Source organism: Stenotrophomonas sp. 22692 (assembly GCF_052045015.1).
In the GTDB taxonomy this organism is placed as follows: domain Bacteria; phylum Pseudomonadota; class Gammaproteobacteria; order Xanthomonadales; family Xanthomonadaceae; genus Stenotrophomonas; species Stenotrophomonas geniculata.
Genome location: NZ_JBQEMR010000008.1, coordinates 121,600 through 134,306 on the forward strand (window position 1 = coordinate 121,600; position 12,707 = coordinate 134,306).

Below are 12,707 nucleotides of genomic sequence, written 5' to 3' on the forward strand. Positions count from 1 at the left end.
GGTGGATCAGTGCCCTGTGTTGGCGGACTTGCGGCGGCGCACCTGGGTGACGCGGGCGGCCAGCAGCGCGAACACGATCACGCCGACCAGCAGCAGCAACCAGACCATGTGCCGTTCCCACTTCGATTGCGGATTGCCATCCTGGGCAACGCGGCTTCCGTAAGGATCCTGGCGATCGAACTCGCGCACGGCATCACTGCCGTCGAGCACCGCAAGATCACCGCGCAGCAGCCGGAACGGTGCGCCGAACGACGGTGCCTGTGCGCCCAGGTCGCTGTACAGCACGCCGAGCTGGCCGCCGGAGGTGCCGACCTGCACCACCGCAGCGCGATCCAGGCCGCCGACATCCAGCAGCGGCTGCGGCTTCCCGCCGATCAGCAGGTGGCCGTCCTTCAGGCCGGCCACATCAACACCCGACGGCGCCACACCGAAGGCCAGCCACGGCGTACCCGGGCTGACCGCCGCACCGGCATCGACCACCTTCAGCGCCGACGCCTCCGGCGAGGCGCCCACTGCACTGGCCACCGCGATCACCTTGCGCAGCGATGCCGGCGCATCCTGCAGCCACGTGGCGGGCACGAACACCTGGTTGCCGCGTGACAGCTGGCTGCTGGCACCGACGAAATCACTGCCCAGCGAACGCTTGGCCAGGGTCAGGTGACTGCTGGGCAGGATCGATACCGGATAGGCGGTAGCCGGATCGTGGCAATAGGGGCGTGCCGGCTGGCGCAGGAAGCTGACCCGGATCTCGTTGCGCGCCGACAGCGCATAGGCCGGCACCTTGGCCACCAGCCGCTGCGGCTGGCCGTTGGCCGACAACACCTTGCCCCCCAGCAGGTAATCGTTGAAATGGATGGTGGCCACCGCGCCCTGCCCGGCCGCGTTGGGGGCCGCCGAGACGTCGATCACCACCTCTTCGGGCAGGCGCCCATCGGCCGACAGCGCGCCGAGGTCGAAGGTGGCACTGCGGTCCGCGCGGGTGACGACATCCATCGTGCCGGCGATGTTGCCGAGCCGGCTCAGCAGCACCTGGTCACCGTCCAGCTTCGGCGTGCCCGCTGCGCTGACCTGCAGGCTGCGGCCCAGCGCATAGCTGCGCCACTGTTCGGCGAACAACCCGGCGACCTTGCCCGCCGCCGCCGGGTCGACCACCAGCGTCGGACGGCCGGCAACGGCCACCACGCTGACCGAGGCGCTGGTCGCGGGCTTTTCCAGGCCACCCATGTCGGTACCGCGCCACGCGGCGAACGCCGTGCCCGCGTCGGCGCCAGTGGTGGCAACCTGTGCGGCCAGCGCATCCAGCGCCGCGCGCACGCCGGCCCGCAGCGCATCACTGCCGATCATCACATCGGCGGCCAACGGCCCGCTGTCCCGCAGCGACAGCAGCGCACCGACTTCGGCCAGATCCTTGATCGCGTATGCCCGCTCGCCCGCGGCCAGCGCGGCATAGGCCGGCACGCCCTGCAGGCTGGCCGGGATGCTGATGCCGGTCAGGTCGACACGGTCACCAACCTTGGGCAGCGCCACCACCTGCACCTGCTTGCCACCGGCCTGCATTGCGGTACCGATGCGCCAGGCCGCATCGTAGGCAGGCGCCTGCAGTGCCTTGCCATCCACCAGCAGGCGCACCTGCGGGGGCAGCGCGCCCCACGCCTTGGCCACGGTATCCACGGCGCGGCCGTCGAAGCGGTAGCTGAAACGCGAGTCCGGCGACAGCCGCAGCACGTTGGCCGGCGCGCTCTGGTCGGCACATTGGTAGTCGGACACGATCGACCACCAGCCGACGCCGACCCGCACGAAGCCGTTCTGGCGGGGTTCGCCATCGATGGCCAGCAGCTGGCTGGCATCGCCCTGGGCATCGGTGATCGAGCGCGCGGCGATTGGATCGCCATCCACCGACCACAAGCCCGAGGTACGCCCAGCGTGCCCGCGTACATAGCGCCCATCGAGCTGCAGCTGTGCATCGCGGGTGGCAACGCCAGCCGGCACCGGCAGGTAGACCTCGCGCTGGCTCTCCTGCCCGCTGAGCACCAGCGGTTGGCGGAAACCGAGTTCGCGCAGGGTCATCTGCCGGCTGACCGTGCTGTCGCCGCTCCATTCGGCGAACTGGCCGGCGACGCTGTCGGCGGCATGGGCACTGCCAACCACGCCCGACAGGACGAACGCGGCGGCGGATGCAAACAGGGGAGAGCGGCCGGTCTGGGTCATGGCGTCACTTCGCGTGGATGGGAGTGGGCGGCACCGCCGCTGCGGAGGCCAGGCGAGAATTCGGGAAGGGGCGTGCCACGCAGCGCGGCGACGATGCGCGCGCTGGCACGGCCATCGCCGTAAGGGCTGGCATCGGGATCGAAGTGGGTCCGGTGCGGTGGTTGTGCCAGTGCCGCATTGACCGCCTCGACAATGCGCGAAGGCGTGGTGCCGACCAGCGTCACCACACCGGCCTCGACCGCCTCCGGGCGTTCGGTGACGTCGCGCATGACCAGCACGGGCTTGGCCAGCGCCGGCGCTTCTTCCTGCACGCCCCCAGAGTCGGTGAGGATGACGTCGGCGCGCTGCATCAGGCGCACGAAGCGCAGGTAGTCCTGCGGCGGCACCAGGTGCACGTTGTCGAGATGGCCGAGGTGGGCGTTGACCGGGCCCTGCACGTTCGGGTTGAGATGCACCGGGTACAGCACCTGCAGGTCCGGCCGCCGGGCCAGCTCGGCCAGCGCGCGGCAGATGTCCTCGAAGCCCTGGCCGAAGCTCTCACGGCGGTGGCCAGTGACCAGCAGCAGGCGACGATCGGGATCAAGCATGTGGAAGGGTTCGTCAGCCCGCGCACGCAGCGCCGGGTCGGCATCCAGGCGCTCCACGGTCTGCTGCAGGGCATCGATGACGGTGTTGCCGGTGACCAGGATCTGCCCGCCCAGGTGTTCACCGGCCAGGTTGGCGCGCGAGCTGGGCGTGGGCGCGTACAGCTGGTGGCCGACCACATCGATCACCCGCCGGTTCATTTCCTCCGGCCACGGCCGGTTGATGTCACCGGTGCGCAGTCCGGCCTCGACATGGCCGATCGGAATGCGGTGGTGGAACGCGGCCAGCGCGGCGGTCATCGCCGTGGTGGTATCGCCGTGCACCAGCACCCTGTCCGGACGGACCTGCGTGTACAGCGCGTCAAGCCGCTCGAACAGCTTCGCGCACAAGCCATTGAGGGTCTGGTTGGGGACCATGACATCGAGGTCATGGTCGGCGGTGATCTCGAACAGCGACATCACCTGGTCCAGCATTGCCCGGTGCTGGCCGGTGATGCAGACCACCGATTCGATATCCGCAGCCTCGCCCAGGGCACGCACCAGCGGCCCCATCTTGATCGCTTCCGGTCGCGTGCCGAACACCGACAGGACCTTCACCGCAGCGCTCCGGACGGACGGCGCGAGGGAATGCCAGGAGCTGTAGCCACGTCTGGATCCTTTCGGCGTTCCCGTCCAACACCCGCAGGCAGGAGACGGTCACCTCATGAGGAAACTCCAAAATCGCGACGTACATCACATTCGAATGACGGTACGCGCGTCGTGGCATTGATCTTCATCGTTGGAAGATCAAGACGCAGTCAACGCCGCCCGTGGAACGGGCGACGTTGCAGTGAAACGCAGCAGTGGCCGCAGCCTGGGACCGCCTTACTCGTACTGGATGGTGAAGGTGGCCTGGCCGTTCGCGACACCCGCACCTACCGTGCCGGCCTGGGTCTGCACATAGCGGGCGCGCAGCGGCAGCGCCATGACACTGGTGCCCGGTGCGGTGGTGCCCACGTTGATGGTCTGGCCGAAGCGGACTTCGCGCTCGGTGGTGCCGTCACGCTGGACCATCTGGATGCCGATGCGGGTGGCGCTGTTGCTGGCGGCGCTCAGCTTCAGCACGCCCGGCATGTTCGAGCTGTCCTGGTCGGCATCCAGGCGGATGCCGATCTTGCTCTGGTAGGCCGCAACATTGCTGCCCTGGCAGTTCAGGCGGATCTCGAAGTCACGATTGACCGCCTTGGAACCGACACCGGTGAAGCTGGTGTTGGGCACACTGCCGAAGTCGACGGCGATGTTCCGGCTGCCGGCCTGCACTTCGCAGGTCGGGCTGACCACGGTGGTGCCCGAGCCCTTGAAGGTCGAGGTCAGCACCGGACGACTGGCGCCATCACCGTCGAAGTAATAGGTGGTGAAGCGACCGTTCGGCGCGATCACGCCCGAGCCGGTCTGCGCGGCGGTCTTGATCAGCTGGATGCGGAAGGTGCCGCCGATCAGCGAGATGGTGGCGTTGCCGGCAAAGTTGATGGAGTGCGGATAGTAGGTCTGGATGGCGCCGGAATCGCGGAACAGGCGGATGCCCACGCCCGCAACGTCGGTTTCATACACATTGGAGAACCCGGCGACCGGCCGACGCTGCGCTGCGTTGACGTACTCGCCGATGGAACGGCCACCGGACCAGTCGCAGCGCGCGACGCTGTTCTGCTGGGTGATCGACTCGCTGATTTCCTTGATCACGCCACCGACCGGCGTGCTGGGCAGGATCACGATCTGGCCCATGTCCATGGTCACGTCCTGCGCGGTGAACCAGCTGGACTGGATGCGGCACGACGCACTGGCCTGCTGCGCCAGCAACACACCACCGAGCACGGCCACGGCAGCCAGCGCCTTGCGGCCTCGGGAAGAAATCATCGGCATGCTGCCTCCAGCGGGATGAAGCCGGTCTTGGACGCATCGGCGCCCGCCGGAACCTGGTAATCGACGGTGCAGCGCTGGTCGGCGCCTGCGCCCCATTCCACCAGCAGGCGGCCCTGGTTCTTTTCACTGCGCACGTACAGGCGGCCGCCCTGGCTGACCATGCCCACCGGCTGGCCCTGCTCGTCCTTGACCTGCGCACCGAACGGCATGGTGCGGCCATCCGGGTTGCGCACCTGGATCAGCAGCGCGTTGCCCTTGCGGGTATCGAAGCGCAGGTAGCTGATGGCACCGGCGAACGGCGCGATCGCCTGGCTGGTGCTTTCCAGCTCGACGTCGTGGGCCATGCCCTGCGGGTCGAGGGTGACGGTGTTGAGGCGGTACGGCGACACGTACGGCACCACGGCGTAGCCGCGGCCATCGACACGCAGGCCCGGGGCGTTGCTGACGATCGCATCGCGCGCGCCCGGTGCTTCCACCAGCACCATGGTGTCGCCACGCTGCGGGGTGAAGGTGAAACCACCCGGATGCACGACCACGCTGCCATTGGCACCCACCGAAGCCTGGCGGAAGTCACGCGAGTGGCTGTAGCTGGCGTTCAATGCGGAATAGCGGCTGCGGTATTCGACGTTGCCGATCGCGGTGGTGCTGCCCTCGCGGGAATCGGACAGGGCCGCGCCATAGCTGAAGTTGTTGTCGACACCGGCCGAACCGGTGATGCCAACGCGGCTGTTGTCGTAGCCCCCGCGGTCGCGCACGCCAAGATCAGCACTGAACGACACAGGGTGGGTACCACGGCCCAGCGGCACGCTCATCGACAGCAGGTACTGGGTATCCGAGCGGCCGAGTACGCCCTCTTCGGTGCGCAGCGCCGAGAAGCCGTAGTTCACCGAACGCCAGGCGTTGTTGTAGCCGACCTGGTACTGCTTGGAGGTGCCGGAACGGTCGTAGAAGTCGCGCACCGAGCCGGTCACGTACAGTGCGCCCCCCCGACGGCCCAACGGCTGGTTCAGGGTCACCTGGAACTGGCTGCGCTGGCGGCCACGGGTGGTCGGATCGATGCCGCGCTTGTCCGAATCACGGCCGTACAGCGCATCCTGCAGGCTGTAGAAGCCTTCGGTCGAATAGCGGTAGGCGGCCAGGGTCAGGTTGGTCCCGGTCTCGCCGATCATGTTGCTGTAGCTCAAGCGCACGCTGGCACCGGTGTGGTTGCCGTAGTGGTCGAACGTCGTACGTGCGTGGGTGACGTCGGCGGCGAACGCGCCAACCGGCGTGGACAGGCCGACGCCGTACAGCAGCGACAGGTAGCCGTCGCTCAGTGCACTGCCGCCGTACAGGGTCAGCTGGTTGCCGATACCGCGCTGGTAGGTGCCCTGCACCAGCCACGGCTCATCGGCCAGCAGCTTGTTGCGCACCTGGCCGGCGGTCAGCGAGTAACGCGACACGCCTTCGCGCAGCATCTGCGGCACCGAACCGAACGGCACCTTGAATTCGCGGCGGCGGCCATCGGCCTCGATCACGCTCACTTCCAGATCGCCGCCGTAGCCGGTCGGGTACAGGTCGTCGATGACGAAGCTGCCCGGCGACACGGTGGAGGAGTAGATCAGCTGCTCGTTCTGGCGCACTTCGATGCGTGCATTGGTCTCGGCGATGCCGCGCACGACCGGCGCGTAGCCGCGCAGCGAATCGGGCAGCATGCGGTCGTCGCTGGCCAGGCTGGCACCCCGGTAACCGATCGAGTCGAACAGTTCACCGGTGGTGTAGGCCTCACCGATGGTGAGCATGCCGCGCACCTGCGGAATGCCGCGCTGTGCATAGGTGGCGATGCTCTGCCAATGGCGGCCATCGCCCTCGGACCAGGTCAGGTTCGAATCGTGGCGGAACTGCCAACCACCCAGGTTCATGCCGGCGTTGAGGCCGAGGTAGGCACTGCGGTTGCGCTGGCCACCTTCGACACGGCTGTCGCTGTCGATGGCATTGAAGCTGTAGCCGACGAAGCCGGCATTGATGCCGCGGTCCCACAGCGCCGGGTTGACGTAGCCGCGTGCCTCACGGCGCAGGAACACCTGCGGGATGCTCAGGTCGTAGCGCAGGTTGCCGCTGTCATAGACACCATAGGCATTGGCCATGCGCTGCTGGACCGGCACGCAGCTGGTCTTGTCGGTCGGCACGGACGGATCCTGCTGCAGCAGCACGGCTTCGCTGTCCACGCCCATTTCTTCCAGCATCGGCAGCGGCAGGCAGGCGTCGACACGGCCCTGCGCATCGGCCTTGAACTGCAGATCGCGACGGCCCTGCCAGGCACCGTTGACGTAGACGTCGACACGATAGTTGCCGGCCACCATCGGGTTGCCGTTGCTGAAGGCCGCCAGGTCGACCTGCTTGGCCTGGCCAGACAGGAAGCTGGAATTGAACTGGGCCGACTCCGGTGCGCGCGCATTGGCCGCACCACTCTGCGCCATCAGCGCCTGTTCGCCGAGATTGGCCGGGGCAGCCAGCGCCCATCCTGGGCAGGCCACGCCAGCAACCAGCAGGCAAAGCGCCTGATGGATCGACAATGTCAATCTGTTTCCGATCACACTGACATTCCTTCAATTCGCCGCACAGCGGCGGTGGCGGGATGCGCAGGCCAAGGGCCAGCGCGGCGCGTTCAGCCCCCGGTGCTGCCGAGGCGGATGGTGTGTTCCACCCGGCCGCCGTAGTCGTTGATGGTGATGAAGCGGACCTGGTCGGTGCCCGCCGGTGCGGCGAACTCCAGGCTCTGCTTCGGCGCGACCATCGCGCCCTTGTCCTCGACGGCCTTTTCACTGCTGCCGGTCACGGCATGTACTTCGGCCAGCGTGACGTGGAAGGGGCTCGGGTTTTCCACCCGCAGGCGGTCGCCGGTGCGGGTCCAGCGCAGCGCTGCCGGCGCGTCGTTGGCGACGCCCTTCAGGCCCTGCGGCCGGTAGAAAAGCTTCAGGCGCGAACGGAACGCGACCTGCAGGTAATTCTGTTCGCCGCTGTCGGCGTTGTCCGGGGACGGCGGAACATCCAGCACGTTGAGCCAGAACACCGACTCACGGTCGGTCGGCAGTTGCGCGCCGGAGAAGATCAGGCGAAGCGCCTGGCTGCGGCCCGGTTCGACGCGCGCGATCGGCGGCGTCAGCACGAACGGGGCATCGCTGGTATCGGCGGTCTGGTTGGCGTCGCCGCTGTCGATCCAGGCCTGCACCAGCGCCGGCGAATCGCCCACGTTGTCGACCTGCACGGTGACTTCGCGCGCCTGCGCCGGATAGATCACTCGCGTGCCATTGACCACCACGCCGGCCAGAGCGTTCTGGCAGAAGGGCAGCGTGAACGCTGCCAGCAGCAGCGCCCGGGGAAAGATTGCTTTCATCGGAAGTACTACGCTCGAGGTGTGTGGCCTGGGGCCGCGATGCACTGGCCGGCGCGTACGCCGGCCAGTGCGGGTACGACTACGATCAGTTGTAGATGATCGTGTACTTGACGCTGCTGGTGACGTCGCCCGGGGTGGCGGCGGCAGTGGCGTAGTACTCAGCGTAGTAGTTCAGGTTGGCGGTGCCGTCGCCGGCCACGGTCACCCACTGCGAGTTGTCCTGGGCCAGGCCGGTGCCAGCCGCCTTGATCGGCAGGAACGTGTTGTTCGAGCCCAGCAGCTGCAGCTGCACGTTGGTGGCAGCGTTGGCCGAAGCCTGGTTGACCAGGCGGCCGCTGTTGAAGTCAACGGTGGAACCCGGCTCGAAGTAGGTGGCGACGTTGCCGGCGCTGCACTTGCTCAGGTTGATGGCGAACGGGGTACGGCCCGCAACGGCACCGGCGGTGGCCAGGGTGTTCTTGGACACGGTCGGCAGGTTGACGGCGAAGTCCTTGCCGCCCGGGGTCGAGATGGTGCAGGTCTTGTCGGTCACCTTGCCGTTGAAGGTGATGGTGCCGTCGGCGGCGTTGGCGGCCAGCGGAGCGGCGGCCAGCATCAGAGCGGCGATGATATTGATCTTGTGCATTCGCTTTTACCTAACCCTACTGAAGAGATGAGAAGTAGAGGAGGAAGCAAGGAGCACTGCCGGGCTATCAAGACCCATCCTTGCGTCTCACCTGTGGCCGGACTCGGACATACCTTCCCCTGAATCCGTGACGCAAGTATAGGCACAACTGTGATGAAAGTCTCATTATTTTTCTGAACGCCAATTCATTGACGCTTTAAATGTGACGTGATAGGCGAAATTGAGATTCAGGGAGCGCGGGGAACGTGACGGTGGCCGGATCAGGTCACAAACGACCCTGCATGACGCTCCTGGTGACGCGTTCGGCATGCGCGGAAACAGGCTTTTTTCAAGTGGAAATCGCCTTATTTGATGCGCATCACTCTTTCTTGGTGATGGCCCTAGCAGATTCGGATTTGTCCTATTAAAGACGGATCGAACCTGTCGCTAACTAGGACACACCGAACCAGAGAACGTGTCATGAGGAACTCCATTCTGCTGTGCGTGGCCCTGATGTCCGTCAGCGCACTGGCCCAGGCCAGCAGCGGCAGCATCCGTTTCAGCGGCCGCATCGCCGAGCCGGGCTGCACGACGGCCCTGTCCCAGGGTGAGCTGAGCCTGGCCGCCTGCCCGCCGTCGGCCAAGGGCTCGACGGTTGCCGTGACGGCCCTTGCCGATGGCCAGGCCGCCACGCTGCGCGACGGCAAGCGCCAGGGCCAGAAGCTGTCGGTGTCGGCCAGCGCGATGCGCGCCGGCGATATCGCCTTCTCCGAGCGTTACAGCGTGCAGGCTTCGAAGCAGCAGCCGCTGCAGGGAGCCTACCTGGTGGTGGTCGACTACCTGTAAGCCGGCGTGCTGCAAGCCGACGCGTTTACGCCGGCGGCAGCTCGAAGACCTGGCGCAGATAGGCCAGGTAGCCCGGGTCGTCGCACATGCTCTTGCCCGGCGAATCGCTGAGCTTGGCCACCGGCTGGCCGTTGCAGCGGACCATCTTGATGACGATGTTGAGCGGCGTTGGCCCCAGATCATTGGTCAGGTGGGTGCCGACGCCGAAGGCGACCTGGCAGCGACCACGGAAGTAGTCGTACAGGCGCATCACCTTGGCGATGTCGAGCCCATCGCTGAACACCAGCACCTTGCTGCGTGCATCCACCCGGCGCTGCTGGAAGTGCGCCAGCATGCGGTCGCCCCAGTCGAACGGATCGCCCGAATCGTGGCGGACACCGTCGAACAGCTTGCAGAAGTACATATCGAAGTCGCGCAGGAACGCATCCAGGCCGACCACGTCGGACAGCGCGATGCCCAGATCGCCGCGGTACTCGCGTGCCCACGATTCCAGTGCCGCCACCTGCGAATCGCGCAGGCGCGGGCCCAGCGCCTGGAAGGCCTGCAGATACTCATGGGCCATGGTGCCGTGCGGGGTCATGCCGTACAGGCGGGCGAAGTGCACGTTGCTGGTGCCGACCAGCTGCGGGCCGAGCGCGTCGCGCAGCAGCGGCAGCAGACGGGCGTGCCAGTCACGCGAGTAGCGGCGGCGGCTGCCGTAGTCGGCAATGCGGCACTGCTCGAAACCAGGGGTATCGCGCAGCAGCGCAGCCTTGGCCTGCAGGCGGCGCTCACCCTCGGCGAAGTCGGCGGTGGTGGTGTTGCGGAACCAGACTTCGTTGATGATCGCCAGCAGCGGCACTTCGAACAGGATGGTGTGCAGCCACGGGCCGGTGATGTCCAGTTCGATCTCACCGGGCACGGTCTTCGACGCGCGTAGCTGGATGTACTTGCGGTCGAGGTGGAACAGGCCGAGGAAATCGGCGAAATCCGGCTTCACGAAGCGCAGGCCACGCATGTAGTCCAGCTCCGCGTCGCTGAAGCGCAGGCTGCACAGGTGGTCGATCTCTTCGTCGATCTGGTCGATGTAGTGGGCCAGGTCGACGCCGGGCGTGCGGCACTTGAACCGGTACTGCACCTGGGCACCGGGGTGCTGGTGGAGCACCGCCTGCATCATGGTGAACTTGTACAGATCGGTGTCGAGCAGGGACTGGATGATAGGCATGGGGCGGATTATGCGCCCGGCGGAGTGAACCGTGGGCGCGCCCGCCTTCCGTAGAGCCGGGCCCACGCCCGGCCGGATTGTTGCCTGAGCCGAGCGTGGGCTCGGCTCTACAACGACCTGCGCAGCAGGCGCGGCACCAGCATCAGGGCGTGCGCCCAGATCGCGCCCCACACCGCCACCCGTACCGGCAGCGAACGCTGCCTGGCCTCGAACTTCTGGAAATAGCGCCACAGGCCCTTGTGCTTGTGCCATTCAACGAAGAACGGCCGCGAGCGGCTGGAGACGCCACGAACGTGGGTGACCTGCAGGTCATTGGCGATCGCCACCACCGCCCCGGCTTCGCGCGCGCGCCGGCACAGGTCCAGGTCTTCGGCGTGCAGACGATAGCCCGCGTCCCAGCCTCCGATGCAGTCGAACAATGCACGCGGCATCATCAGCAGCGCGCCAGACAACGCCGGCACCCGCTGCAGCACCTGCTGCGGGTCACGCGGCACCGCCAGCTTCGAGCCCTTGCCTGGCGAGCGCAGCATCATCAGGAAGTCCGGATCGCGGCGGCGCACGGCCTCGTCGGCATGGCCCTGCTCGTCGACCTGTTCGACGCCGAGCAGGCAGTCGCCCAACGCTTCGGCACGGGCGCGCAGTGCGGCCAGTGTTTCCGGTTCAACCATCAGGTCCGGGTTGATGAAGGCCAGCCATGGGCTGTGCGAATCGGCCACGCCCTGGTTGTTGGCGGCGGCAAAGCCGGGATTGTCCGGATTGCCGACGAAACGCACGCGCGGGTCGTGGCTGGCATGGCGCTGCACGATATCCAGCGTGCCATCCATCGAGCCATTGTCGATCACCCGGATCTCGGCCACGTCCTGCGCCTGGCGCAGGCGCGAGAGGCAGGCATCGATGGTGCTGCCACTCTGGTAGGTGACGACGATGGCGGCAATGGCAACATTCAAGCAGGAGGCTCCGGCGCGGAAGACGGGACGAACAGGTCCCCCTGTTCCTTCGGCATTATCGCCTGCCGCATGCGCTGCTGCAGGTCGGCACGCAGCCCGTGCAGTGGATCATGCATCAGGAAGTCAGCCAGCCGAGGCACCCAGCCCGGCCAGCGCGCGGCCAGGGCCTCGAGATCGCCATCACGGCTGACCGCCTCCCCTGCCCGGCTGACGAAGGCGGTCTCGCACAACACGTTGCGCCATCCCAGGCCGGCCATGCGCAGGCTCAGGTCCACCAGCGCCGCGTTCCAGCCGGCATAGCTGTCCACGTCCAGGCCGCCGGCACGCCGGCGCGCGTTGCCCCGCACCAGCACCGCGTGGGTGACCGCCGACGGCAGCTCCGGGTGCAGCGCTGGCAGGCCGGCACAGGTCTGCGCCAGCAGCGCGGCATCGTCGGGTTCCGGATTGATCTCGCCCAGCCGGGGCCACGCAGCGGTTTCGCCGGCATTGCACCATGGGGTTGCGGTCGCGATGGCGGCATCGCGGGCGAAGGCGTCCTGCAGCTGCTGCAGCCAGCCCGGTGCGGGCACGCTGTCCGGTGCCAGCACCGCCACGTCCATGCCATCGCAGGCGCGCAGCATCTCGTCCAGGTGGGCGACTTCACCCAGTGGCCGTGCACGCCGGGTGTACTCGGCCTGCAGTGGCGTGTGCGCCAACCAGTGTTCCACCACCGCCTGCGCACGCGGCCCGGTCTGCGCGTCGTCGGCCAGCCAGACCGCGGTCCCCGGCGCGGTGCCCGCATCCAGTGCGGCCAGGCAGCGGTCGAGCGCGGCATCGTCCACGCACAGCGGCAACAACACGATCGCCCCCATCCCGCCTCCGTGGTTGTCGGTAGCCACAGACTAGCACTGGGAGGGTATCGGCCGGGTTGCACCCGGCACCCGCAGAGGCCAGAGCCGAAGCCGAAGCAACAGCAGAAGCCGGCAATCCGTGGGATGGCGGGGCGGGTCCGGTTGCGGGGGACGCTGCAAGTACGTCCATGTAAGCTCGGTCGCCGCAT

The 12,707-nt window shown here is 67.2% G+C and carries 10 protein-coding genes; 1 reads left to right on the forward strand and 9 read right to left on the reverse strand.

Features of this window, described 5'->3' with window-relative positions:
- Positions 1 to 6 precede the first annotated feature (6 nt).
- From ACTJJM_RS09450 to ACTJJM_RS09475, 6 genes are all read right to left on the reverse strand, one after another.
- Entirely contained in the window at positions 7 to 2,208 is a 2,202-nt protein-coding gene (locus ACTJJM_RS09450; protein ID WP_049453389.1) for a membrane protein, read from the reverse strand.
- The gene (wecB, locus tag ACTJJM_RS09455) at positions 2,205 to 3,389 is read right to left on the reverse strand and encodes a non-hydrolyzing UDP-N-acetylglucosamine 2-epimerase (protein ID WP_049453387.1); all 1,185 of its coding nucleotides are present in this window, start codon (positions 3,387 to 3,389) and stop codon (positions 2,205 to 2,207) included. Before wecB ends, ACTJJM_RS09450 begins: the two co-directional genes overlap by 4 nt.
- A 267-nt stretch (positions 3,390 to 3,656) precedes the next feature.
- Positions 3,657 to 4,691, reverse strand: coding sequence for a fimbrial protein (locus ACTJJM_RS09460; protein WP_043397861.1), 1,035 nt, complete (start codon positions 4,689 to 4,691; stop codon positions 3,657 to 3,659).
- The gene (locus ACTJJM_RS09465; RefSeq protein WP_049435650.1) at positions 4,682 to 7,246 is read right to left on the reverse strand and encodes a fimbria/pilus outer membrane usher protein; all 2,565 of its coding nucleotides are present in this window, start codon (positions 7,244 to 7,246) and stop codon (positions 4,682 to 4,684) included. The genes ACTJJM_RS09460 and ACTJJM_RS09465 overlap by 10 nt, the downstream gene beginning before the upstream one ends.
- A gap of 92 nt (positions 7,247 to 7,338) precedes the next feature.
- Positions 7,339 to 8,067: a fimbrial biogenesis chaperone gene (locus ACTJJM_RS09470; protein ID WP_049411192.1), complete on the reverse strand. Its 729-nt coding sequence runs from the start codon at positions 8,065 to 8,067 to the stop codon at positions 7,339 to 7,341.
- 85 nt (positions 8,068 to 8,152) lie between these two features.
- Positions 8,153 to 8,692: a fimbrial protein gene (locus ACTJJM_RS09475; RefSeq protein WP_010482005.1), complete on the reverse strand. Its 540-nt coding sequence runs from the start codon at positions 8,690 to 8,692 to the stop codon at positions 8,153 to 8,155.
- A gap of 459 nt (positions 8,693 to 9,151) precedes the next feature.
- On the opposite strand from ACTJJM_RS09475, the gene ACTJJM_RS09480 reads away from it, so the two are divergent.
- Positions 9,152 to 9,517 (forward strand): hypothetical protein, encoded by a 366-nt coding sequence (locus ACTJJM_RS09480; RefSeq protein ID WP_010482007.1) that lies wholly within the window; start codon positions 9,152 to 9,154, stop codon positions 9,515 to 9,517.
- A 25-nt stretch (positions 9,518 to 9,542) separates the two neighbouring features.
- On the opposite strand, the gene pncB is transcribed toward ACTJJM_RS09480, so the two are convergent.
- The 3 genes from pncB to ACTJJM_RS09495 form a co-directional block, all read right to left on the reverse strand.
- Entirely contained in the window at positions 9,543 to 10,721 is a 1,179-nt protein-coding gene (gene pncB / locus ACTJJM_RS09485; protein WP_043397848.1) for a nicotinate phosphoribosyltransferase, read from the reverse strand.
- A gap of 107 nt (positions 10,722 to 10,828) precedes the next feature.
- Positions 10,829 to 11,668, reverse strand: coding sequence for a glycosyltransferase family 2 protein (locus tag ACTJJM_RS09490; protein WP_010482011.1), 840 nt, complete (start codon positions 11,666 to 11,668; stop codon positions 10,829 to 10,831).
- Positions 11,665 to 12,519: a glycosyltransferase family 2 protein gene (locus tag ACTJJM_RS09495; RefSeq protein ID WP_019338031.1), complete on the reverse strand. Its 855-nt coding sequence runs from the start codon at positions 12,517 to 12,519 to the stop codon at positions 11,665 to 11,667. Before ACTJJM_RS09495 ends, ACTJJM_RS09490 begins: the two co-directional genes overlap by 4 nt.
- Positions 12,520 to 12,707: the final 188 nt, after the last annotated feature.